The organism is Burkholderia sp. LK4 (genome assembly GCF_001043615.1).
GTDB lineage: Bacteria > Pseudomonadota > Gammaproteobacteria > Burkholderiales > Burkholderiaceae > Burkholderia > Burkholderia cepacia.
The window spans coordinates 82,659-105,375 of the sequence record NZ_LDUL01000033.1 but is presented as its reverse complement, the minus strand read 5'-3'; the positions used below and the strand labels follow the sequence as shown (position 1 = coordinate 105,375).

The 22,717-nt window shown below is 64.7% G+C and carries 30 protein-coding genes and 1 tRNA gene; 8 read left to right on the top strand and 23 right to left on the bottom strand.

The window, feature by feature from the left end; translation table 11 throughout:
- The first annotated feature begins 33 nt into the window (after nt 1-33).
- Nucleotides 34-1,320: an MFS transporter gene (locus VK92_RS17675; protein WP_021157001.1), complete on the top strand. Its 1,287-nt coding sequence runs from the start codon at nt 34-36 to the stop codon at nt 1,318-1,320.
- Between the two features lie 81 nt (nt 1,321-1,401).
- Here VK92_RS17675 and VK92_RS17670 read toward each other — a convergent pair whose 3' ends face one another.
- Complete coding sequence (locus tag VK92_RS17670; protein WP_048020662.1) at nt 1,402-2,454, bottom strand: NADP(H)-dependent aldo-keto reductase; 1,053 nt, start codon at nt 2,452-2,454, stop codon at nt 1,402-1,404.
- 148 nt (nt 2,455-2,602) lie between these two features.
- Entirely contained in the window at nt 2,603-3,040 is a 438-nt protein-coding gene (locus VK92_RS17665) for a PaaI family thioesterase (protein ID WP_021156998.1), read from the bottom strand.
- 169 nt (nt 3,041-3,209) lie between these two features.
- Here VK92_RS17665 and VK92_RS17660 point away from each other — a divergent pair, with 169 nt between their 5' ends.
- Nucleotides 3,210-3,698: a winged helix-turn-helix transcriptional regulator gene (locus VK92_RS17660; protein ID WP_048020663.1), complete on the top strand. Its 489-nt coding sequence runs from the start codon at nt 3,210-3,212 to the stop codon at nt 3,696-3,698.
- A gap of 345 nt (nt 3,699-4,043) precedes the next feature.
- On the top strand, nt 4,044-4,667 hold the full coding sequence (locus VK92_RS17655) for a phospholipase D family nuclease (protein WP_048020665.1): 624 nt from the start codon (nt 4,044-4,046) through the stop codon (nt 4,665-4,667).
- A gap of 100 nt (nt 4,668-4,767) precedes the next feature.
- Here the strand turns inward: VK92_RS17655 and VK92_RS17650 are convergent, their stop codons facing one another.
- On the bottom strand, nt 4,768-4,995 hold the full coding sequence (locus VK92_RS17650) for a hypothetical protein (protein ID WP_048020666.1): 228 nt from the start codon (nt 4,993-4,995) through the stop codon (nt 4,768-4,770).
- 264 nt (nt 4,996-5,259) lie between these two features.
- On the opposite strand from VK92_RS17650, the gene VK92_RS17645 reads away from it, so the two are divergent.
- Nucleotides 5,260-6,231 (top strand): sensor domain-containing diguanylate cyclase, encoded by a 972-nt coding sequence (locus VK92_RS17645; RefSeq protein WP_048020668.1) that lies wholly within the window; start codon nt 5,260-5,262, stop codon nt 6,229-6,231.
- Nucleotides 6,232-6,282: 51 nt separating this feature from the next.
- On the opposite strand, the gene VK92_RS17640 is transcribed toward VK92_RS17645, so the two are convergent.
- From VK92_RS17640 to VK92_RS17620, 5 genes are all read right to left on the bottom strand, one after another.
- Nucleotides 6,283-6,756: a VOC family protein gene (locus VK92_RS17640; protein ID WP_021156992.1), complete on the bottom strand. Its 474-nt coding sequence runs from the start codon at nt 6,754-6,756 to the stop codon at nt 6,283-6,285.
- A gap of 162 nt (nt 6,757-6,918) precedes the next feature.
- Nucleotides 6,919-7,461: a hypothetical protein gene (locus tag VK92_RS17635; RefSeq protein ID WP_048020797.1), complete on the bottom strand. Its 543-nt coding sequence runs from the start codon at nt 7,459-7,461 to the stop codon at nt 6,919-6,921.
- 178 nt (nt 7,462-7,639) lie between these two features.
- Nucleotides 7,640-7,882, bottom strand: a complete 243-nt coding sequence (locus VK92_RS40215; RefSeq protein WP_081052453.1) for a hypothetical protein — start codon at nt 7,880-7,882, stop codon at nt 7,640-7,642.
- 204 nt (nt 7,883-8,086) lie between these two features.
- Nucleotides 8,087-8,395 (bottom strand): phosphatidylserine/phosphatidylglycerophosphate/cardiolipin synthase, encoded by a 309-nt coding sequence (locus VK92_RS17625; protein WP_048020799.1) that lies wholly within the window; start codon nt 8,393-8,395, stop codon nt 8,087-8,089.
- Nucleotides 8,396-8,442: 47 nt separating this feature from the next.
- Nucleotides 8,443-8,886 (bottom strand): VOC family protein, encoded by a 444-nt coding sequence (locus VK92_RS17620; RefSeq protein ID WP_131723316.1) that lies wholly within the window; start codon nt 8,884-8,886, stop codon nt 8,443-8,445.
- Nucleotides 8,887-8,912: 26 nt separating this feature from the next.
- On the opposite strand from VK92_RS17620, the gene VK92_RS17615 reads away from it, so the two are divergent.
- Nucleotides 8,913-9,665 carry a DUF695 domain-containing protein gene (locus VK92_RS17615; protein ID WP_048020672.1) on the top strand — a complete coding sequence of 251 codons (753 nt, stop codon included), beginning with the start codon at nt 8,913-8,915 and terminating at the stop codon, nt 9,663-9,665.
- Between the two features lie 420 nt (nt 9,666-10,085).
- On the opposite strand, the gene VK92_RS17610 is transcribed toward VK92_RS17615, so the two are convergent.
- Both VK92_RS17610 and VK92_RS17605 read right to left on the bottom strand, forming a co-directional pair.
- A complete protein-coding gene (locus VK92_RS17610) occupies nt 10,086-10,643 on the bottom strand; it encodes a hypothetical protein (protein WP_226233331.1) in 558 nt (185 codons plus the stop codon).
- A 280-nt stretch (nt 10,644-10,923) separates the two neighbouring features.
- A complete protein-coding gene (locus VK92_RS17605; protein WP_048020674.1) occupies nt 10,924-11,346 on the bottom strand; it encodes a hypothetical protein in 423 nt (140 codons plus the stop codon).
- Nucleotides 11,347-11,671: 325 nt separating this feature from the next.
- On the opposite strand from VK92_RS17605, the gene VK92_RS17600 reads away from it, so the two are divergent.
- Together VK92_RS17600 and VK92_RS17595 are read left to right on the top strand one after the other, a co-directional pair.
- A complete protein-coding gene (locus VK92_RS17600; protein WP_048020676.1) occupies nt 11,672-12,142 on the top strand; it encodes a plasmid fertility inhibition factor family protein in 471 nt (156 codons plus the stop codon).
- A 691-nt stretch (nt 12,143-12,833) separates the two neighbouring features.
- Nucleotides 12,834-13,352, top strand: a complete 519-nt coding sequence (locus VK92_RS17595) for a VUT family protein (protein ID WP_053076234.1) — start codon at nt 12,834-12,836, stop codon at nt 13,350-13,352.
- Nucleotides 13,353-13,603: 251 nt separating this feature from the next.
- Here the strand turns inward: VK92_RS17595 and VK92_RS17590 are convergent, their stop codons facing one another.
- The 10 genes from VK92_RS17590 to ssuD all read right to left on the bottom strand — a co-directional run bounded on the left by VK92_RS17590 (nt 13,604) and on the right by ssuD (nt 19,663).
- Nucleotides 13,604-13,990 carry a hypothetical protein gene (locus VK92_RS17590; protein ID WP_131723315.1) on the bottom strand — a complete coding sequence of 129 codons (387 nt, stop codon included), beginning with the start codon at nt 13,988-13,990 and terminating at the stop codon, nt 13,604-13,606.
- Between the two features lie 175 nt (nt 13,991-14,165).
- Nucleotides 14,166-14,315, bottom strand: coding sequence for a hypothetical protein (locus tag VK92_RS41875; protein ID WP_155638176.1), 150 nt, complete (start codon nt 14,313-14,315; stop codon nt 14,166-14,168).
- Between the two features lie 243 nt (nt 14,316-14,558).
- A tRNA-His gene (locus VK92_RS17585) sits at nt 14,559-14,634 on the bottom strand.
- A 57-nt stretch (nt 14,635-14,691) separates the two neighbouring features.
- The gene (gene dusA / locus VK92_RS17580; protein ID WP_048020679.1) at nt 14,692-15,678 is read right to left on the bottom strand and encodes a tRNA dihydrouridine(20/20a) synthase DusA; all 987 of its coding nucleotides are present in this window, start codon (nt 15,676-15,678) and stop codon (nt 14,692-14,694) included.
- Nucleotides 15,679-15,808: 130 nt separating this feature from the next.
- Nucleotides 15,809-16,054: a hypothetical protein gene (locus VK92_RS17575; protein WP_011351864.1), complete on the bottom strand. Its 246-nt coding sequence runs from the start codon at nt 16,052-16,054 to the stop codon at nt 15,809-15,811.
- A gap of 55 nt (nt 16,055-16,109) precedes the next feature.
- Nucleotides 16,110-16,307 (bottom strand): hypothetical protein, encoded by a 198-nt coding sequence (locus tag VK92_RS17570; protein ID WP_027787628.1) that lies wholly within the window; start codon nt 16,305-16,307, stop codon nt 16,110-16,112.
- A 139-nt stretch (nt 16,308-16,446) separates the two neighbouring features.
- Nucleotides 16,447-16,662, bottom strand: a complete 216-nt coding sequence (locus tag VK92_RS17565; protein ID WP_006476104.1) for a TOBE domain-containing protein — start codon at nt 16,660-16,662, stop codon at nt 16,447-16,449.
- A gap of 57 nt (nt 16,663-16,719) precedes the next feature.
- Nucleotides 16,720-17,679, bottom strand: coding sequence for an ATP-binding cassette domain-containing protein (locus VK92_RS17560; protein ID WP_048020682.1), 960 nt, complete (start codon nt 17,677-17,679; stop codon nt 16,720-16,722).
- Nucleotides 17,676-18,488 (bottom strand): aliphatic sulfonate ABC transporter permease SsuC, encoded by an 813-nt coding sequence (gene ssuC, locus VK92_RS17555; protein WP_021161567.1) that lies wholly within the window; start codon nt 18,486-18,488, stop codon nt 17,676-17,678. Before ssuC ends, VK92_RS17560 begins: the two co-directional genes overlap by 4 nt.
- Nucleotides 18,489-18,505: 17 nt before the next feature.
- The gene (gene ssuD / locus VK92_RS17550) at nt 18,506-19,663 is read right to left on the bottom strand and encodes an FMNH2-dependent alkanesulfonate monooxygenase (RefSeq protein ID WP_027787631.1); all 1,158 of its coding nucleotides are present in this window, start codon (nt 19,661-19,663) and stop codon (nt 18,506-18,508) included.
- A 340-nt stretch (nt 19,664-20,003) separates the two neighbouring features.
- Here ssuD and VK92_RS17545 point away from each other — a divergent pair, with 340 nt between their 5' ends.
- A complete protein-coding gene (locus VK92_RS17545; protein ID WP_006484223.1) occupies nt 20,004-20,432 on the top strand; it encodes a hypothetical protein in 429 nt (142 codons plus the stop codon).
- 115 nt (nt 20,433-20,547) lie between these two features.
- On the opposite strand, the gene VK92_RS17540 is transcribed toward VK92_RS17545, so the two are convergent.
- From VK92_RS17540 to VK92_RS17530, 3 genes are read right to left on the bottom strand one after another with little or no spacing between them, the layout of a single operon-like run.
- Nucleotides 20,548-21,708, bottom strand: coding sequence for an enoyl-CoA hydratase/isomerase family protein (locus VK92_RS17540; RefSeq protein WP_048020684.1), 1,161 nt, complete (start codon nt 21,706-21,708; stop codon nt 20,548-20,550).
- 31 nt (nt 21,709-21,739) lie between these two features.
- Complete coding sequence (locus tag VK92_RS17535; protein WP_021161565.1) at nt 21,740-22,078, bottom strand: DMT family transporter; 339 nt, start codon at nt 22,076-22,078, stop codon at nt 21,740-21,742.
- 3 nt (nt 22,079-22,081) lie between these two features.
- Nucleotides 22,082-22,579 carry a heme-degrading domain-containing protein gene (locus VK92_RS17530; RefSeq protein WP_048020686.1) on the bottom strand — a complete coding sequence of 166 codons (498 nt, stop codon included), beginning with the start codon at nt 22,577-22,579 and terminating at the stop codon, nt 22,082-22,084.
- Between the last annotated feature and the right edge of the window lie 138 nt (nt 22,580-22,717).

Below are 22,717 nucleotides of genomic sequence, written 5' to 3'. Positions count from 1 at the left end.
CGCTTCGCCCCTTTCACGGGACCTGCCCACACGATGAACACGACCACCCTGACCTCGCAGGAAGCCGCCCTCCCCAGCGCCGCGAAAATCCGGCGCATCATCTTCGCGGCGTCGATCGGCAATGCACTCGAATGGTTCGACCTGATCGTCTACGGCTTCTTCGCGGTGACGATCGCCAAGCTGTTCTTCCCCGCCACGAGCGAAGCGACGTCGCTGATGCTCACGCTCGGCACGTTCGGCCTGTCCTACCTGATCCGGCCGATCGGCGGCTTCGTGCTCGGCGCGTACGCGGATCGCGCGGGTCGCAAGGCGTCGCTGCTGCTGTCGATCGCGATGATGATGGCCGGCACGCTGCTGATCGCGTCGATGCCGACCTACGCATCGATCGGCATACTCGCGCCGCTCGGGATCATGCTGTCGCGGCTGATGCAGGGTTTTTCCGCGGGCGGTGAATTCGCGAGCTCGACCGCGTTCCTTGTCGAGCACGCGCCGCAACGGCGCGGTTTCATGTCGAGCTGGCAGTTCGCGAGCCAGGGCCTCGCGACGCTGCTCGCGTCGGGCTTCGGTGCGCTGCTGACGTCCACGCTGACAACCGCGCAACTCGAAAGCTGGGGCTGGCGCGTGCCGTTCCTGTTCGGGCTCGCGATCGGCCCGGTCGGGCTGTACATCCGCCGTTACGTCGACGAAGGCGTCGAGTTCAAGACGCAGGCACGCTCGGAAGCGCCCGTGCGCGAACTGTTCGCGGATCAGAAGCTGCGGCTGCTGCTGTCGATCGGCGCGCTCGTGATCTCGACCGCGATCAACTACATGGTGCTGTACATGCCGACCTATGCGATCAAGCAGCTCGGCCTGCCCGCGTCGACGGGCTTCGCGGCGACGCTCGCGACCGGGTTCGTGCTCACGCTCGTCACGCCGGTCGTCGGCCACCTGTCCGATCGCACGGGGCGGATCCGCATGATGGCGGCCGCGGCCGTGCTGATGCTCGTCAGCGTGTGGCCGACGTTCGCCTGGCTCACGCGCCACGCGTCGTTCGCAACGATGCTCGCCGCACTGGTCTGGATCGGCGCGCTGAAGGCGATGTACTGCGGCGCGCTGCCGGCGCTGATGGCCGAGCTGTTCCCGTCGCAGACGCGCGCAACGGGGCTCGCGGTCAGCTACAACACGGGGGTCACGCTGTTCGGCGGCTTCGCGCCGTTCGTCATCACCTGGCTGATCAGCGCGACCGGCAACCGGCTGTCGCCGGCGCTCTACCTGATGGGGTGTGCGGTGCTGAGCCTCGTCGCGCTGTTCGTCGCTCGCACCCGGCTCAAGATGCGATAACGGAAGAAACGGCGGCGGCTACGCGCCGCCGGTGCGGCCCGTAGCGGTATCGGCATCGTCGCCGCGCGGGCCGCGTGCCAGTTACGGCGCGGGGTTCGGCTGCAGCTCGTGCAGCGCATCGATCTCGGCGAGGATCTCGTCGGACAGCTTCACGTCGACGCTGCCGATGTTCTCCTTCAACTGCTCGAGCGACGTTGCGCCGACCAGGTTGCTGCGCACGAATGGCCGGCTGTTGACGAACGCCAGCGCGAGCTGCGCGGGCGACAGCCCGTGACGCCGCGCGAGCGCGACATAGCGCGACGTTGCCTCGACGGCCTGCGGTTTGCTGTAACGCTGGAAGCGCTCGAACAGCGTGATGCGCGCGCCGGCCGGACGCGCACCGTTCTCGTACTTGCCGGACAGCCAGCCGAACGCGAGCGGCGAATACGCGAGCAGGCCGACGCCGTCACGATGCGTGAACTCCGACAGCCCGTTCTCGAACGTGCGATTCACCAGGCTGTACGGATTCTGGATGCTTGCGATACGCGGCAGCCCGAGCTTCTCGGCCGCGCGCAGGAACTGCGCGACGCCCCATGGCGTTTCGTTCGACACGCCGATCGCGCGTACCTTGCCGGCCTTCACGAATTCCGCGAGCACGCCGAGGGTTTCCTCGATCGGCACCGTGTAGGCGTCGTCGACCCACGGATAGGCGGGACGGCCGAACGTCGTCGTGCTGCGGTCGGGCCAGTGCAGCTGATAAAGATCGACGTAGTCGGTCTGCAGGCGCTTGAGGCTGCCGTCGAGCGCTTCGGTCAGGTTCTTCCGGTCGAACTGGTTGCCTTCGCCGCGAATATGGCGCGGATTGTGCGGCTGCCGCGCCGGCCCTGCGATTTTCGTCGCAAGCACGATGCGCTCGCGCTGCGCGCGATGCCGCGCGAGCCACGTGCCGATGTACTGTTCGGTGCGCCCCTGCGTATCGGGCTTCGGCGGCACCGGATACATCTCCGCGGCATCGATCAGCGTCACGCCTTGCCCGATCGCGTAGTCGATCTGCTCGTGCGCATCGCGCTCCGAATTCTGCTCGCCCCACGTCATCGTGCCGAGGCCGATCAGGCTGACCTCGATGCCCGAATCGCCAAGTGTGCGGTATTCCATGCTGTTCCTGTCGCGTCGGTGGAAAGCAGGAACGCTATCACATTGAAGCGACCGCTTCAGACAGGCGCCGCACACGCTTACAGGCGGCCTTCGGTACGGGTGCGAGCGTTCACGCGCAGGGCTCGAACGAAGGCGTTGCGGCCCACCGTTACTGCGGCCGCTGGATGAAACAGGTCGCCGACGCATGCGCGACGATCTTGTCATCCGGCGTCTTCAGCGTGCCCTCGGCAACGCCGAGCGAACGCGACAGGTGAATCACGCGCCCTTCCGCAACCAGCTCGACGTCGCGCGGCACGGGTCGCAGCATCTTCACATGCAGATCGACCGTACCGTAGCCGACGCCCGCATCGAGCATCGAATGCACCGCACACCCCGTGACCGAATCGAGCACCGTCGCCGCGAACCCGCCGTGCACGCCGCCGAGCGGGTTCAGGTGCCGGCCGTCCGCCCGCGCCGAAAATTTCACATAACCGAGCTCGACGTCGAGCGGACGCATCGGGATCGTCTCGGAAATCGACGCGAGCGGCGCATCGCCCGATACCGCTGCGCGCAGCAGATCGAGACCAGACAGGGAAAGCGGGTTCATCGGGTTGTCTCCGGGTTGAAAGCGCGTCGCCGCGCGAGTAAGTTCCAAATTGGAACTCATTATTCACAACGACCACGGTCGTTGTCAACGAGGCCGGGCTCGTTGCAGTCGAAGGCGGGTTCTATAATCGAGCCCGCTATTTCGCTGAACCGCCGCAAGAGACTCGACGATGAAATGGGATGACATCGGCACGCTGAACTGTTCGGTCGCGCGTACGCTTGCCGTGCTCGGCGACCGCTGGACCATGCTGATCCTCCGCAACGCGTTCCTCGGCTGCCGCCGCTTCGACGCGTTCCAGACCCAGCTCGGCATCACGCGCCATGTGCTGGCGGAGCGGCTCGCGCGGCTCGTCGACGAAGGCGTGCTGGCCAAGCACGCGTATCAGGAACGCCCGCAGCGTTTCGAATATCGTTTGACGGACAAGGGCCTCGACCTCTACCCGACCCTGCTTGCGCTGACCGCATGGGGAGACCGCTGGAAAGACGACGGCCAGGGGCCACCGGTGCAGTTGCGTCACCGTACCTGCGGCCATCTGATGCACGCGGTCACCGTATGCTCGGCGTGCGGCGAGCCGCTCGACGCGCGCGACGTGCAGCCGGAGCGTGGCCCCGGATGGGTCGCAGCCGAAGCCGCCGGAACGACTTCGGCCGAGGACTGACGCATCGCGCATACGGGAACGCATACGGGAGCGTGTGACGCACACGGATCGTTCGTTGCGTTCGCGCTGCTGTCGCCGGGTCCAGCGAGCCGACCTGGTTGCACTCTCGCACGGCTTGCACGCCGTTACCCTGCCGTCGCATGCGCATTCATGCGCCGCCATCGCCCCCCCATCCGCCGATCGACCCGATCGCATGCACGGATCCCGCACAACGCAACTTTGTGTCACCACCTCTGCCATCGCCGGTCTTCGCGATGCGTCATCCCTTGGCATCCGCACGTGACCGGGCCGCCACGTGTGCGTTACACTCACGGCCCGCTGTCTCGAAATTATTCGCTGTCCAAGATGTTGTCGCGCAATCGCCTCGCCGCTACCTGTCTCGCCGCCTCCCTGCTCGCCACACCGTTCACCGCTTTCGGCAAGACGCAAAGCGAATCGCTGCTCCAGCAGGCGATCGACTTCGTGTCGCGGTGGCTACCGGCCCCCACTCACGAAGCGCCCGCAACACAGGTCGTCGAATCGGCGTTTTCGCCCGATGGCGGTGCCGAAGCGCTGGTGCTGAAAGCGATCGGCGCCGCGCGCAGTTCGATCCGCGTCGCCGCCTATTCGTTCACGTCGCCGCCCGTCACGCGCGCACTGCTCGCCGCCAAGCGACGCGGCGTGAATGTCGCGGTGGTGGTCGACGACAAGGGCAATCGCGCGAAGAGCAGCAAGCAGGCGTTGAACCTGCTCGTCAACGCAGGCATCCCGACACGCACGATCGACGCCTATGCGATCCATCACGACAAGTACCTCGTGATCGACGCCGAGCACGTCGAAACGGGCTCGTTCAACTACAGCGCGTCGGCGGCCAGCCGCAATTCCGAGAACGTCGTCGTGGTGTGGAACAACCCGCAACTCGCGTCGCGCTATCTCACGCACTGGCAAAGCCGTTTCGACCAGGGCACGCCGTACCGTTCCAGCTACTGACACGCGCCGCGCTCACATCGTGTTCGATCCGCCGTGTTGCAGATGATCGGCGAGCATCGCGCGAAGCTCAATTCGGCCGAACGGCCAACGCGTTGCCTGCTTAATGGATTTCAGCCGTCCGCCCCGTCGCGGCACCGGCCTGCGTCGCCGGCGTGCAGCGATTCGCGTGCTCACCCGCGCCGCGTGCCGACGATGTCGACAAGCCGCTGGCGCCGCCCGGCAGCGCGTTGCTCACACATGCGACGCTGAATACCAGCGTGTTCTGGACCATTGGATAAAGAAGATACAGCGCAAACGCGAGATAACCCGCGTACAGAATTCGAACCATGGTGCAATGGAAGGCGATGAACGATTGGACTCGCCCTGTTTACGGCACTGCGCCGGGCACCTTGAGACGTCGCGCACCGGATTGCGCATCGGGGCGAAACGCGGGCCCATGACGCCCGCTTCTCACCGCATCTGCAACGATCCGGGCCAGGCCGAAACCGCCCGCTTCCGGATCGCCGGCATGGCGATACGCTGCGCAATGCGCGATACTGTCCGGCATACGATCCCGTGACCGGCCTCGCAGCCGGGACAAAGGACACGACCCATGCAAATTGCACCGAAACCGGCCAACGAGGCGGCCCGCCTCGATACGCTTCATTCGCTCTCGATCCTCGACACGCCGCCCGAAGAACGCTTCGATCGCCTGACCCGTCTTGCACGCAGGCTGTTCGACGTGCCGATCGCACTGGTCAGTCTCGTCGACGACGATCGCCAGTGGTTCAAGAGCCATGCGGGGCTCGACGTCACGCAAACGTCGCGCGACGTGTCGTTCTGCTCCCATGCGCTGCTCGCGGACAACACGATGGTGATCCAGGATGCGCTGAACGACGATCGCTTCCACGACAATCCACTCGTCACAGGCGCGCCCGGCATCCGCTTCTACGCCGGCCGGCCGCTCGTGGCGCCGAACGGCGCGCCCATCGGTACGCTGTGCCTGATCGACACGCGGCCGCGCTCGCTCGAACCCGACGAGCTCGCGCTGCTCGGCGATCTCGCCCACATGACCGAACGCGAGATCGCCGCGCTGCATTTCGCGACCACCGACGAACTCACCCAGCTGACGAACCGCCGCGGCTTCGAGATCCTGGCCCGCCACGTGCTGAGCCTGTGCGATCGCCTGGGTCGTCACGCGGTGCTGCTGTTCTTCGACCTCAACGATTTCAAGGCGATCAACGACCGCTTCGGCCACGCCGAGGGCGACCGCGCACTCAAGACATTTGCCGACACGCTGACGGGCGCACTACGCGACAGCGACGTGATCGCACGGCTTGGCGGCGACGAGTTCGTCGTGCTGCTGAGTGCCACCGATCCGGCCGACGTCGCCGAGCCGGTCGAGCGCGTGACGCAGGCGCTTGCGCTGCGCAACACGGCCGACGCGCGCGGCTATGACATCCGCTTCAGCGTCGGGTACGTCGACTACGACCCCGCGCACCATCACGACGTGGCCGGCCTGCTCGCATCGGCCGACCAACGGATGTACGAGCACAAGCAGCGCGGCAAGACGGCCGGCGCGTGAGCGCGGGCGCATGCCGCCGCCCTGCCGGTCAATTGCGGTGGCGCGGCTGTGTCAGCTGCCGCACGGCGGCGCGCTGGCCATCGCCTCCGCGATCTGCTCGGGCGTCAGGTCGCGCTGGTGCGTCGCGAGCGACCAGCGGTGTCCGAACGGATCCTCGACTTGTCCGTAGCGGTCGCCCCAGAACATGTCTGCGGCAGGAATCGTCACCGTCGCGCCGGCCGCGACCGCCTTCGCGATCGCCGCGTCCGTATCGGGCACGTAAAGGTGCAGGCAAACCGGCGTGCCCTTCAGGGCCTTCGGCCCGAGCGCGCCGTGTTCGGGCATTTCATCCACCAGCATCAGTGTCGAATCGCCAATCACGAGGCACGCGTGCGCGAGCCGGCCGTCAGGCATCGCCAGCCGAAACTGTTCGCTCGCATTGAACGCGCGCTTGTAGAAGTCGATGGCTGCGGTTGCGTCGGCGCAGATCAGGTGCGGCGTCAGCGTACGCATCCCTTCCGGGATCGGTTTAACGGACGTGGACATGGGTGTCGCTCCTTCGGTCGGTGGTCGTATCGGAATCGGGACGGACGCGCGATGCGCACGCCTCCGATGCTACGACGGACGACCCCGGCGGAAATCGACACGGCGCCCCGCATTTTTTTGTTTTCTCGAGTTTCAGGGCGCTCGGGGTCGCCGCATCGGGCGTCACCCGCCCGTTCGGCCGGCCTCGTTGTCCGGCGTGCCGAACCGCCGGCGACATGCCTCGAGCAGTCCTGCCACCGCATCGAGCGGAAGATCGGCAAACCGGGCAATCGGCAGCATCACGCCGCCCGGCACCCTGGTGCGCGACGAATGCGCCGAGAACTGGTAACCGATATAGCGATTGCCTGCGACGCTGATGATCCGGAATTCGGTGACATCACGCCATGGCGTGACGGGTTGTTCGCGTAAGCCTCCGATCAGCCTGAAACCCGTCTCGTCGATATGCAGCGCCATCCTGCGTCGCGACGACACGAAGAAGGCGGCCCCCGCCAGCGCCAGCAATCCGGCCAGCGCCGCTACCGGCCAGAGCGCCGGGGCGGCCGCATAACCGCACAGGCTTGCCGCGGCCAGCAGCATGCATACGATCGCCCTTCTTTTCAGGCTCCGGCCGTCAACCGCCAGTGTCACCGGCAACTGGCCGGCGATCGTTCCCGCGACCGGATCGACGTGCCAGCCGGAATCGGTGGATTCAAGTGCGTCTTTCATTGTGCGATCGCTCACCTCGACGGCCGCCGGGTGATCGAAGCCGGACACCCAGTCGATGCGCTGAAATGGTCGGCGTGCCGACGGGAAATGATCGCGATCGAAAAAGGTACGCATCGACGCACGCCAGCACGCACTCGTCCACGCGGAACGGGCAGTGCCCGGCCGGCACCGGTCATATTCAGTTGCACACCTTGACGGTGCCGTTGGTCGTGCATTGACCGGTGGCCCAGTGACTCTGCCCTGCCAGATGAGGCGCCAGGCCGATGCCACGGATTGGCGCGGCGGGCGACGACGCCGGAACGGCTGCGGCTGCCGACGCGGTGTCGGGCGACGGCAGCGGAGGCGGCTCGGACGCAGTCTGGCAAGCCGACAGCGCCAGACAAAGCGCGGACGCCCACGGAGCGATGAGGGATCTGGACATGATCTCGTACGCGTTTGCGAAGTTCGCTTCCGGTAACGGCTCGCTGAAGATCGCGTGACCGTCAAACCGTTCGGCACGACCGGTCATGCGGCATGACGATCGTCCAATACTACTCCTCGTGATCGACGTCGTGCGAGCGACCGTTCGGCCAGGTGCCGCCATTCATGCGACGACGCGTGCTAGCGACGGCGCATGCCCCTTCGGTCAGATTTGCGGCAGATCGCGCAACGTGCGCGATTCGTTCGTTGCATCGATGTCGAGCTCGATGCCTTCCGATGCATCGCGATACAGCACGCGTTTGAGCCGGGGCCCGATCGCGGTGGCGTCCGATGCCGAAAAGATTGCGCGGACATCGTTGCCGGACGCGAGCGCGCGCGCCACGTCCGCCACCGGTGCCTCGCTCGGCGTCGCCGCCCACGACCGGTCGGACGGATTCACGGCCGCCCAGCGCACGTGCGTCACGCGCGCGCTGAGCGGATCGATTCGCACACCATTCACCGCAAACATCGACATCGCCATCTCCTTCGAATATTTTTGCGGCCCGCCGTACCGAGGCACGGTCACGGACGGCCCCAGATCTCGCAGACGTTTCCCGCCGGGTCCGCCACGGAAATCGCAACCGTGCCGTCGCCGTAGTCCCACTCGTTCAGGATGCCGACGCGGCACGACTCGAGCCGTGCGACGGCTTCCGACACGTGCGCGACTTCGACGGCCAGCGCAATGCCATGGCCGGTCGGCCGGAACTCCGGATACGGAAACCTGCCGCCGCTGCCGGTGTGAACGGTCAGCGTTGCTCCGCCCATCACAAAGCGGTGCCACGGATTCCCCGCAGCCGACACGCCTTCGGAGTGAACCGGCAGCGCAAGCGCCAGACGGTAGAAATCCACCACCGCCCGAAAGCGATCGTCTTCGACCGGCACCAGGATGCCCAGACTCGCGATCATGTGCGCCCCTCCGGTCAACGCGATTTTCGATGATACATTGGGATGCTTTACAACCGTCAACAGACAATCGTGCACGGGAGAAACACATGACCGACGCCTGGGGAACCTTCCCTGCCAGAATGGGCGACCATCAGGCTTTCATCAGCTTCAACCACGACTTTGCGGAAATCGCGGAAGGCGATCCGCGCACGTCGCTGCTCAGCGTGCGCGTCCCCTTTGCGCATCCGACGCCGGAAGGCCTGCCGACCGGCGACGAATTCGCCGATCTCGCGAAGATCGAGGACCTGCTGGACGCCGCGATCACGGCGAAAGGTGGTGTGCAGGTCGGCCGCATCACCGTCGACGGGCATCGGGATTTCCTTTTCTACGTATCGCTCGACGAAGAGGCTGCGGCGGAGATCATCGACGCGCTGGCCGATCAGACGACCTACGCGTTGCACTACGCGCACCAGGACGATCCGGACAAGGAAGCGTACTGGCAGACGCTCTACCCGACCGACGACGACCGGCAGATCATGCGCGACATGCGCGTGCTGGACGAATTGCGGAAGAAAGGCGACGCCGGCGATGTCAGCCGGCGCGTGATGCACTGGGCGTACTTCCCCGACCAGAGCGACGCGCATCAGTTCGCGGACTGGGCCGAAGCGAAAGGCTATCCGGTCGAATCGGTCGCCCCTACCGAGGACGGCAAGTCGGCCGTACGGTTCTCACACGAGGGCACCATGGCACTGGCCGACATCACACGCCATACGGTCGCGATCAATCGCGAGGTACATTCGTTCGGAGGGGCATACGACGGATGGGAAACCAGCGTCGAACAGGCTGGCCGAGCGGGTTGACCTACCCGCCGCAAGCGACGTGATGCACCGCATCCGGCGCAAAAAACATCCCGGCGGCATTGATGCGCGCCGCCGGGACCAAGGCATCACCGGCCGAAACCGGCGATGGGCCTGAGGGTTCGCTCAGGCACGAGGAAAGCGATACGTGCGGACCAGGCGATCGGATGCAGGGCACGCAACCGGTGCGATTGCGCTGCCCGCCGAACGCCTGTCCGGTTCCGCCGACGCGGCCTTGCGGCGTCGGACGGGCAAAAAGCCCCCGCTCCTGCGCGAGCGAGCGGGGAAATGGTTGACCGGGCCGGGGAAGAACGGTCAACCGGCCAGATTGTGAGCGCCGGCCGCGCAACGATCTGTGCGGCAACTCACCATTTGGTGACGATGCCGCGGCAACCGGCACGCTCCCGTGCCGCGCGGATCGCGTCACGGCCCGAGCGCGACGCCCGCGACCGGCGCGAGCAACACCACGATGACAGGCGACAACACCACCGCCCCGATCATCATCACGCCGTCGGCCGCGAGCGTGACGGGGGTCGCGAGCACGCGCACGGCCTTGCCCGCCGTGGTGATGCGGTCGGTGACGTCGATCTTGTACGAATGCGCAAACGACGACCACGTCTTGCCCTGTGCAAAACCGTCGGCCAGATAACGCGAACCGGCCAGTTCACCCTTCATCTCCAGATCGCTGCTCCCGCGCTTCGTGAAGCCGTCCTCCAGCGCGCGGTCCCAGCCCTCGTCGGTCATATCGGCGCGACGGAGCTGGAGTCGGAACTTGCCCGAGATCTTGCTGCCCTGCGCGACGAATCCATAGAGCGACGCGTTGATCGACTTGCGGTAGGGCGATGCCAGCACGGCACCGAGATGCTCGGGCATATCAAAGATGTAGTGATATTTCTCGCCGAGCACGACGAATTTCTTGCCGTCCTCGCTGACGAGGAATCGGTCGACCGTCTCTTCGTATCGGCCATCTTCGAACAGCATTGCCGTGCAGCCTGTCGGGCCGGCGGCGACAACGATCACGCGCTGCCGTCAGCAGCGCCCTTCTTTTCATGTCTGGAATTTGATCTTGTTTTAATGCAAGCGGATATTTTCAGGCCCGGGGCAAGTCTCCGGCAAGTCGCGGCGGCTGTCAAAGCAGGTTTATTCTATTTTTCCGAGCGACACGATTCCGGCTTCATTTTTTCTGCATCTTTTTTTGAAACCATGTTTCTCGAACACAAGAGCCCGCGCGTCATGACACCGGGTTTCGTCCTCATACCGGTCAGTTGAAAAACCATTCGGCAACCATCTCGATCCAGTCGAGATCGCTGGCGATGTCGATGACGGTTTCGCCGACGATTTCGGCAGTCGATGTGGTCGATGAAGTTGAAGCGTTCGACGCAGTCGACGCGCCCGCCGCCACCGCGCCGGCAGCGACCCCATTCACCTTCGTCATCTGGGCGGAAACACCCGATCCCGGGGCGGCCAGCCGTTCCAGCCAGTCGACGATATTGGCACGCGCATCCTCTTCATCCGCGAAATCACTCCGCTCGAGATAACGGTCGAATACGATCCACGCAAGCGTCTTGCTTCGCGAACCGGATTCGAGATGCCAATCGACAACGCCCGTCCGACCGGACTCCCTGATTTCGAGCGTCGCGGTGAAACAGTAATCGAGATATTCGATCTCAAGTTTCGACGACATGGTTTTCTCCGGTCAATCCGCCCTCTCTGTTCTCGTGATCATCCGCGCTTGCCGGGTTTCGCGACACAGTGTGAATTCTGCATGAAATTCGCGCGACGGCTCATTCCCGCTGGCGGGATCACGATATTCTCATAACCTGTCGATAACGATCGCCGACACATGACTGTACTCGATTTTTCCACCATTCCCCTCGGCGCTTTCGCTCGTGGTTCGGTTCTGCTGCCAGTCACCGCGCTTTCCTGTTCCGGGTATTGCCCTGCTTCGCCATCGCAATCGCACTGCTAAACTCCGGCCAAGACGACCGCTTGCAATACCAGAGGAAAAAATGGCACTCGCCCGCGCACAACAGAATGGCGTAGAGGTCTGGATTGTCCAGATTCCCGGGCACATTCCCTATGCCTATACGCAGCTCAAGCGGGTATTCTCGTGCGACGATACGCGACACCGGGTCGTGACGATCGACCTGACGAAACTGCTGGCATGTGCCGACCGGGACACGACGGACTACGTATTGCCGTCTGTTCTTTACTGGCCACCGGGAAAAGCCGCGGGCATTCGCGAATTCCTCGATCCTGAACAGGACAGGATTCCGGACATGCCGTACATCACGTTTCGCGAGACGAGAACACGAACGCTGCTCGGCATCCCCGGGCTGTCGAAGGTCGGCGTCGCGTCGTTCCGGAACGGCCAGCATCGCGCGCGCTATCTTGCCTATGCAGGTGCAACGACCCTGCCCGTCGAAGTGCACGAGACGGAAGCCGATTTGCTCGTGCAGTACTGTGGCGAGTCACCGTGAAGTACGTTCGGCTTTCGCCCGGCGATGGCTCTCTCGATCAGGACGTCTCGCCGCAAAATATACCGCTTAGAGGCGTTCGCCTCCGTCACGGCTGACGCGATCGCGTCAGCGATTGTCTGCCGGACGCCATGCCGGGTTCATGCACCGCTGCAGCTCGTTGCCAATGCAACGAGGCCCAGGCAAAAAAAATCCCGACACTGTCATTGGTTGTCGGGATCGAACGGCCCTGCAAAGCATGAGGGCACGAGGAAGTCGATACGTTACACCAATGTAAGACTGTTGCGCGCTGTCGGCTCGCGCCAAGTCCCTGTCTCATTCCGCCATAAACGAAAAAAGCCTGCTCACGCGAAACGCGAGCAGGCAAGAAAACGGATCAGCATTCGAGGCACGAGGGCTGTCCAGGAAAGATAACGGCACCGGAAGCGAGAACCTTAGTCGAAAAAGGAAATTGCGCAACTCGCGCAACATCACGTCGACTGAATACGGCCATACAATCTCGCGTCGACGATGGATTGACGAATACCGGCGGCATAGTGGCGATATCCTGTCGCGCTCAACCCTGGCTTTCCGTCAATCACGCGCTGTTCGACCTGGCTTGCGCCTGGCGGAGCGCCCGTCCGTTCAATCGGCCATGTATGGCAAACTTCGGCTCCGAATCGACGCAGCGCGCACTCTTTACCGCAGGGGAATCATGTACGTCTTGATCTATATCGCAGCGGTCGCCGTCGCCAACCTGATGGTCGCTCATTTCGGCCCGGCTGCAACACCGATCATCGCGTTCCTGCTGATCGGTCTCGATCTCGCGATTCGAGACCGGCTCCATCTCGATTGGCGAGGCCGCGCGCTTTGGTCGCGAATGTTTGCGTTGATCGCTGCCGCCGGTGTCGTCAGTTACGCACTCAATCCCGCCGCCAAGGAAATCGCCGTCGCGTCCCTGGTGGCGTTCGGTTCGGCAGCCGTGGCGAGCGCAATCGTGTTTCAACTCGCGCGCCGCTTTCCGATACTGGCGCGCGCAAACGGCGCGAACGTCGCGGGTGCGGCTGTCGACTCCATCATCTTTCCGCTTATTGCGTTCGGGGCCGTGTTTCCGGCGATCGCCGCGCTGCAGTTCGTCGCCAAGGTGGCTGGCGGTGCCTTGTGGTCGTGGGTGGTGTTTCGAAACACTCGATCGGTTCAGGCGGGAATCGCGAGCAATGTGGTCGATCGTTGAGGACAGGTTTGCTTTTCGCGGCATTCGCCACGTTCGAATGCGCGTCTGGCCCGGACGCCCAAAAGCAGCAATCCCGATCTGTCGCGCCATACCCCATCGTCATGCGCTTGCCGTCCGAATAGCGGCGACGACGTTTTGATAGATGAAGGTCGTCGCGCATCCCGCATCTTGTGGCAGCTTCAGCGCCCGACTCACCTGCTCAAGAAAGGGAAACAGCGCGATGACGTTGCGAGGATGGCGCGAATCAGAACCTATCGGGCGAGAACCCTGGCCAAGCGTCTTGCAAGCAGCGTTGCAAGCACTTCCAGCTGATACACGATCGCCACGACGTTGCACGCAATGAGGGCAAAGTCACCAAAATCCACCGGGTGCATGTGATAACCGATTCGGTGGTTATCGACGATTTTTTCAAACGAGGCAATGGCCGACGGGAAGCTGACGACGCTCCCGCAGATCAAGAGAGCGCTGACTCCCGCAATGTGTTTGATCCGTGCCTTTTGCGGCAAAACGCAAGTTGCGAGAAGCAAGCCGATGCCGCCTGCGTTGGAAAAAAGGAAAGACCACGCTATAGGCCAATCCACGGTCCAATCCAGCAAAAAATGGATAAACACAAGCCACGACAAGATCAGCAGGGGCATCGCCGGCGCGACTCCAGCGAGCAGATAAAACGACGCCCTCACTACCCTGAGAGTCGTCATGCCCGTAATCTTTGGCCTTGAATCGGTTTGCCGTTCCGTTGTCTGGGCAACGGGTTTACTCTTTGACCGCATGGATTCCCCGAGAAGCCTCGAATTCCAAATCCTGTGGAGCCCGTCAATTTACCGTAGAACGCCGCTCCGCCAACAGCGCGCGCAAAACACAACCGAAAATTTGACCGCCCGCTCCTTTCGGCACATTGGCGCGGCCGCGTTCCTTCACTCGGATTCCCGGCACCGCAATATTCGACTGCACGAAGTACGACACGCCCCCTCCGTACAACACGCGGCATGTCTACGCGATCGCGATACCGTTGGCCGGAATGCCCCGCTCGTGTGAGCGATACAGCTCAAGCACGACATCGAGTTGTTCGCGACTGGATGTACAAAATGGATGGCTGGCGAGCAGAACGCTCTGGAGACGACGAGGCTCGAATCGACGCTATTGCGCCTGATTGCCTCCCGCAAAGCAAAACAGGCGCCTGAGCGCCTGTTTTGTTAATGCATTCGGTGGGGTGGCTGATGGGACTCGAACCCACGACGACAGGAATCACAATCCTGGACTCTACCAACTGAGCTACAGCCACCACTGTTACTGCTTTTTGTTCTTCGCTGCTTTTGTGTTTCAGCAGCGAAGAACAAGATTATACGAACACTTTTGAATCTTGCAAAGCTTTTTTTTCAAAAACTTCTTCGGCCTCATTCAGATGCGCGCGCGCCTCGTCGAACACGGCCAGATCGCCGCGTGCGAGCTTCTTGTTGTCCGACAGCACACGACGCCAGCCACGTGCACCGGGCATGCCGCGATACAGTCCGAGCGCATGCCGCACGATCGCGCCGAGGTAGGTGCCGCGCTTCAGTTCGGCCGCGCAGTATTCGATCAGCTTCGCCTCGGCCTCTTCGCGCGTCGGCGTCGCTGCGGTCGCCCCATAGAAGCGTGCATCGACCTCCGCGAGCACGTACGGGTTGTGATACGCCTCGCGGCCGAGCATCACGCCGTCGACATGCTCGAGATGCTGCGCAACCTCGTCGAGCGTCGTGATGCCGCCGTTGATGACGATCTCGAGCGAAGGAAAATCGCGCTTCAACCGATACGCATAGTCGTACTTGAGCGGCGGGATCTCACGGTTCTCTTTCGGCGACAACCCTTTCAGGATCGCATTGCGTGCATGCACGACGAACGTTTCGCAGCCAGCCTCGGCCACCGTGCCGACGAAGTCGCGCACGAATGCGTAGTCCTCGACCGCGTCGACGCCGATCCGGTGCTTGACCGTGACCGGCACCGACACCGCATCGCGCATCGCCTTCACGCAGTCCGCGACGAGCTGCGGCTCGTTCATCAGGCACGCGCCGAACGCGCCGCGCTGCACACGCTCGGACGGACATCCGCAATTCAGGTTGATTTCGTCGTAGCCCCACTGCTCGCCGAGCTTCGCCGCGCGCGCAAGATCGTCGCGCTCGCTGCCGCCCAACTGCAGCGCGACCGGCGATTCGTTCGGTGTGAACGCAAGATGTCGCTGGGCATCGCCGAACAACAGCGCGCCCGTCGTGATCATTTCCGTATACAGCCACGTATCGCGCGTCAGCGTCCGGTGGAACGAACGGCAATGACGATCGGTCCAGTCGAGCATGGGCGCGACGGATACGCGGCGGGGAGGAAGCGAGGACGGTACGGACATGGATTTCGGGCAACAGGCCACACGGCGCGGAAACAACCCGGCATTTTACCGCAACAGCGGGCAGGCCTGCCCGGCATGCACGCTACCCCTCGCCCAGCTCCGCATCGACCGCCCGCCGCGCCTCGTCCAGCACGCGCTCGATCACGCGTCGCTCGGTCAGCAGGATCCCGTCCACCTTGACGAGCCGCCAGTCGATCCGCACGGCATCGCCCTGCAGCACGCGGTAATGCGCATGCTCGCCGTCCCAGACCTGCTCGGTCTTCACCTCGATCTCGAAGCCGCGGTACGGCTCGCTGAAATCGCCGAGGTCGCTGCCTCTCGGTTCCATCGCACGCTCCGTGGCGACGCAGCACCAGGCCGCCCGCGCGGCCGGCGCCGTGCGCTCAATCGTATTCGTCGGACAAAAAGGATTTGCCATCGGCCGTCAGGTCGACCCGGTCGGCCGCCGCCTGATAGATCAGCCCCTCGTTCAGCAACGCGTAGACTACGTCGTCGAACGCAGCGGGAACCGGCCGGCTTTCACCGAACTGGTCGATCCATTTCAGCGCCTCGATGGCTTCGGGGGAAAGGATGGGGGTCATGCGTGGCCTCCGGCATCGGTGTCGCTCCATCCTAGCACTTCGTCCGGACGTCGAATACCAAGGCAAACGCGCCGCGCAAATGCCGGGCGGCGCCAACGGGCAGGTTGCCCGCGGCGGCGCACCGGCGCAGGACACACGCTCAGAGGCGTGCGATCGATACTTCGGTCGATTTCACGAGCGCGACGACTTCCGCGCCGACCTTCAGTTCGAGTTCGTCGACCGAACGGGTCGTGATCACCGACGTGACGATGCCGAACGGCGTCTCGACGTCGACCTCGGAGACCACGGATCCACGAATGATCTCCTTCACCTTGCCCTTGAACTGGTTACGTACGTTGATTGCAGTGATGCTCATCAGGTTGATCGCTCCGAAGAAAAAGATCTCAGAACGGGCGGCCGCTGCCGCCCGGATTTAAACGGCCCAGCGGATCTGCCCGACCGGTCGAACGTTGTCTGCCTCGTGCACCTCGCCCGGTGCATCCGTACCGGGCCCGCCGGCGAGCACGCGTTTCAGCACGCGGTCCTCCAGCGCCGCAAATGCGGCCGATGCGCGGGCGCGCGGCCGGTCGAGCGGCACCGGCTGATCCAGCGCCACGCGCCCCTGCTCGATGAGCAGGATGCGATCGCCGAGCGCGACGGCCTCCTGCACGTCGTGCGTGACGAGCAGCGCGGTGAACCGGTGCTCACGCCACAACCGCTCGATCAGTGCATGCATCTCGATGCGGGTCAGTGCGTCGAGCGCGCCGAGCGGCTCATCGAGCAACAGCAGTTGCGGCCGGTGAACAAGCGCGCGGGCCAGTGCCACACGCTGCCGCTGGCCACCCGACAGTTGCGCGGGCCAGTCGTTCGCACGCTCCAGCAGGCCGACTTCGTCGAGCACAGCGCGCGCTTTGTCGCGCGCGCCGCGTCCGAGGCCCAGCATCACGTTCTGCAGCACGGTCTTCCACGGCAGCAGGCGCGCATCCTGGTACATGATCCGCGTGTCGAGCACGCCGCCGCCTTCGCCACGCGTCACGAGCGCGCCGCTGCTCGGCTGCTCGAGCCCGGCGACGAGACGGAGCAGCGTCGACTTGCCGCAGCCGCTGCGGCCGACAATCGCGACGAAGCTGCCGCGTGCGATGCCGAGCTCGACGTCGTCGAGCACCGTACGTGCGCCGAAGCGCTTGCTGACACCCGACAGCGTCACCGCGTCGTCGGGTACCGGGCTTCCTGCCCGCCGCCGTGCGAGCGGAACGATGGACGCACTGCCGTCACGGTCGAGGATCGCCGCATCCCGCGCGTCGCCGTCCGTGACACGCGCCTGCGCCAGTTCGACCTCGAGGTCTGCGCCGGCAAGCGGGCCGTAGGCGGCCGCCGAAGTCGTCGCATTCATGCCTTTGCTCCTGATTGATAAGCCGGGTGCCAGCGCAGCGTCACACGCTCGAGCCATTTCGCCAGCACGTCGGCCAGCTTGCCGAGCACCGCGTACAGCAGGATGCCGACCACCACCACGTCGGTTTGCAGGAATTCACGCGCATTCATCGTCATGTAGCCGATGCCCGACTGCGCCGAGATCGTTTCCGCGACGATCAACATCACCCACATCAGCCCGAGCGCAAAACGCACACCGACGAGAATCGACGGCAGCGCACCGGGCAGGATCACGTCGCGGTACAGCGCAAAGCCACGCACCCCATAGCTCTTCGCCATCTCGATCAGGTTGGCGTCGACCGAGCGGATCCCGTGGTACGTATTGATGTAGACCGGAAAGAACACCCCGAGCGCGACGAGGAACAGCTTCGCCTTCTCGTCGATGCCGAACCACAGGATCACGAGCGGAATCATCGCGAGCGCCGGGATGTTGCGAATCATCTGGATCGTCGAATCGAGCGCGACCTCCGCCGCCTTCGACAAGCCGGTCGCGAGCCCCAGCGCGAGGCCGACACCGCCGCCGATCGCGAAACCGAACAGTGCGCGCCATGTGCTGACTTTCACGTTCGCCCACATTTCCCCCGACGTCACGAGCGACCAGGCCGCTCGCACGACCGCCACGGGTTCGGGCAGCACGCGGGTCGACAGCCAGCCGACGCGGGCGCCGACTTCCCATGCCACCAGCAGCGCGAGCGGCACGAGCCACGGCGCGACGCCGCGCCACGCGCGGGCGGCCAGGGCCGCGCCCGTCGTCGACGTTTTCGTTGTCATCGCAGGCCTCCTGTCACTCAGCTCTGGGCTGCCTTCGGCAGATAGCTGTTGCCGACGATCTCGCCGAACGGGCCGGACAGCGGGCCGGTCGCCTTCGCCGCGCCGTTGCCCTTGATCAGCGGGAACACGAGTTCCGCGAAACGGTACGACTCCTCCAGGTGCGGATAACCGGACAGGATGAAGGTTTCGATGCCGAGATCCGCGTATTCGCGCATGCGCTCCGCGACCTGCTCCGGATTGCCGACGAGCGCGGTACCCGCGCCGCCGCGCACGAGGCCGACGCCGGCCCACAGGTTCGGATACACCTCGAGTGTCTCGCGGCCGCCGCGCTTGCCGCCGTGCAGCGCGGCCATCCGGCGCTGGCCTTCCGAATCCATGTTCGCGAACGCCTTCTGCGCGCGGGCGATGGTTTCGTCGTCGAGGCGGCTGATCAGGCGCTCCGCGTCGCGCCATGCTTCGTCCTCGGTCTCGCGCACGATCACGTGCAGACGAATCCCGAACTTGATCTTGCGGCCGCGGGCTTCCGCGCGGGCACGAATATCGGCGATCTTCTTCGCAACGGCCTCGGGCGGCTCGCCCCAGGTCAGGTAGGTGTCGATGTGATCGGCCGCGATCTGATGCGCGGCCGGCGACGAACCGCCGAACCACAACGGCGGATGCGGACGCTGCACGGGCGGATACAGCGCCTTGCCGCCCTTCGACTGCAGGTGCTTGCCGATGTAGTCGAACCCGCCGTTGTCGTGCGACGCGGACAGCAGCCCGCGCCAGATGTTCAGGAAGTCGTCGGTGATTTCGTAGCGCGTGTCGTGATCGGCGAACAGGCCGTCACCCTCGAGTTCGGCGGCATCGCCGCCCGTCACGACGTTGATCAGCAGGCGGCCGCCCGACAGACGGTCGAACGTCGCGGCCATCCGCGCCGACAGCCCAGGCGACGCGATACCGGGGCGGATCGCGACCAGGAACTTCAGGCGCTGCGTCGCCGGGATCAGGCTCGACGCAACGACCCACGCATCCTCGCAGGAACGGCCGGTCGGCAGCAGCACGCCCTCGTAGCCGAGCGTGTCGGCCGCAACCGCCACCTGCTTGAAGTAATCGTAATCCGCGGCGCGTGCACCTTCGGCCGTACCGAGATAACGGCTGTCGCCGTGCGTGGGGATAAACCAGAACACATTCATCTGCTGCTCCTGCTTGACTGTCCTTGCCGGAATTTGAAAAAACACCGCCCTGCTCGCGTCGCGGATCAGCGGCGCATGCATGGTGTGCGTTCGAATCGGGATGGTTCGCCGGTCAGGCCGTGCAGCGGGCGAGGACGCGATTGCACGGCTGTTTCTGGGAAATCAGTCTAGGGATCGGTACAGGGCTTTGGAACGATTTTTTTGAGCTTAGGTTTTCCGCTTTCGTGATTAGCACGACGCTGGAGCGAATATCACCGCGAGCGGGCCCTATAATGGCGCACCTATCCGAATAACTCCGCGCGTACAGCCCCGGCCGTGCGCGCCTGCGGTGCACTCATCGATGCAGAAAGTCATCCTGCCATTCCTGTCCGGCTTCCTGGCCGCCCTGTTCTTTCGCGAAGCCACGCTCGCACTCCTTCATACGGCCGACCTGATCGCCGCAACCGGCTTCTCCACGCAGCCGTTCGCGCCGCTCGGCATTCCTGAATTTGTCGCGAATGCGCTGATCAGCGCATGCTGTGCGATCCCGATGGCGTGGCTGCTGCGCGTCTCGCCGGAACGCGAGGCATCGTGGATCGGCGCGCTGGTGTTCGGCGGCATCGTGCTGACGGCCGCCCGCGTGTTCGCGATCGATCCGCTGCGCGGGATCTGGCCGTCGGGCAACATGATGCCCGTGCTCGCCGCCGGCTTCGCGGCAAACGCGGTATGGGGCTTCGGCGCGCTCGTGTTCATGCGCGCGTTCATGTCGGACGACGCCGGCGACGAGTAACGCGGACGCAAGCGCCACGCCCTTCGGCCGCCGGGCGGTCGACATCCATGCAAAAGGCCGCCTGCACCTGCAGGCGGCCTTTTCGTTTCCGGCTCGCGCGTCGGTCGGCCCGACGTCAGTCCTGCAGATTCCGCAGCGGATGCGTGTCAGGTGTCCACGGGCTGTCAAACATCGCGAGCACGTCTGCACGATCGATATCGGCGGACGACTTGAAACGCCAGACCGGCTGGTGGTCCTTGTCGACGATCAGCGCGCGCACGCCTTCGATCACGTCGCCGCGCGCGAACGTCGAGCGCGTGAGGTCGAGATCGCGCCGCAGGCAATCGGCCATCGTCGCGCCGCGTGCACGTTCGACGACTTCGAGCGACACGGCCATCGACAGCGGCGACAACTGTTCGCGCATCGCATGAGCCGCCTTCTCGATCCATCCGTCGACGGCCGCGCAATCCTGCTCGGCGTCGAGCGACGCGAGAATCGCGCCGATGTCGGGCTGCGCGAAATGCCGGTCGATCCCCGCGCGCGCGTCGGCCAGCGCCGACGTGTCGGGCGTCGGCACGACCTTGTGTGCGGCGGCCGCTTCGGCTACGCACGCGACGGCCTGCGCGCCGCTGTCGATGCGCACGTGGCGCAGCGTGTCGAGCAGCGCCGGCAGCGCGGCATCGGGCAGATAGACGTCGGCGAGCTGCGCGTACAGCGCGCCGGCTGCGTCGAGCGTCGCGCCGGTCACGGCGAGATAGCGGCCGATCGCGCCGGGTGTGCGCGCGAGGAACCAGCTCATCCCGACGTCCGGGAACAGGCCGATACGCGTTTCCGGCATCGCCATCTTCGTCGAGTCGGTCACGACACGCAGGCCGCCCGTATGCCGCGCCGCCTGCGAAATGCCCATGCCGCCGCCCATCACGACGCCGTGCATCAGCGCGATGTAAGGCTTCGGATAGGTGAAGATCGCGTGGTTCAGCGTGTATTCGTCGATGAAGAACGTATCGACCGCATCGCGGTCCCCGCGCTGCCATGCGTCATGGAAGAAGCGCACGTCGCCGCCCGCGCAGAACGCGCGCGGATGCGGGCTGTGCACGACGATCGCGACGACCTCGGGATCGTCGCGCCACGCGTCGAGCGCCTGCTGCATCAGCCGGATCATGCCGACCGACAGCGCGTTCAGCGCCTTCGGGCGATTCAGTTCGAGAAAACCGATGCGGTTCGCGACATACGCGCGTACGTCGGGCTGGGCGGATTCGGCGGAATCGGCTGCGGAAGTGGGGGTGGAATCGGTCATGAGGGCCATCCGGCAAATGGCAGTCGCACGCTCAGTGCGCCTGCATCTTCGAAAACAGGTTCAGCACGACGACGCCTGCAATGATCAGGCCGAGGCCGATCACGGCCGGCAGGTCCGGCACCTGGCGATAGAGCAGCATCGCGACGAGCGTGATCAACACGATGCCGGCACCCGACCAGACGGCATAGATGATGCCGACGGGCATCGTGCGCAACGTGAGCGACAGGCAGTAGAACGCGATGCCGTAGCCGGCGACGACGAGCGCCGACGGCCAGAAGCGCGTGAAGCCGTCCGCCGCGCGCAGCGCGGACGTGCCGACCACTTCCGCGACGATCGCGATCGCGAGCCATGCGTAACCGGGAAGCTGCATCGCTCAGCTCCTTGCGAGGGCCAGCACGGCGTAGTCGTGGCCGAGCTCGGCACACAGCACCTCGACGACGAATTCGTGATCCGCGCGTTGCGGCAGCCCGGACGCGGTGATCGAGCCGATCACGCCGGCGCCGGCGACGGTCAGCGGAAACGAACCCCCGTGCGCCGAATATTCGGCGATCGGCAGCCCGTGCTTGTCCGCCAGCGTCGCGCCCGCCTGCTGCATGCGCAGGCCGATGGCGTACGAGCTGCGGCGGAAATGCGCGACGACGTTGCGCTTGCGGCGCACCCAGTCGGCGTTGTCGGGCGTGGCGCCGGCGAGCGCCGCGTAGAACAGCGGCTGGCCGAACGTGACGATGTCGAGCGCGACCGCATGGCCGCGAGACGCCGCGAGCGCATGCATCCGGTTGCCGAGCGCCCACGCACGGGCCGGGTCGAAATGGGGAAACACGAGCGCCTGTTCCTGCGCGCCGATCGATTGCAGATCGTGAGCGATGTCCATGAATCCGTCGATGCAGTAATGAGAGTTGCAACGGCGCCGATGCGATCGCGCAGGGCGTCGCTGGCGAAGAGGCGAAACAAACCGTTCGATTCTAGCGCACGCGCCCGACGTACCGTCCCTACAAGACACGACACGCGA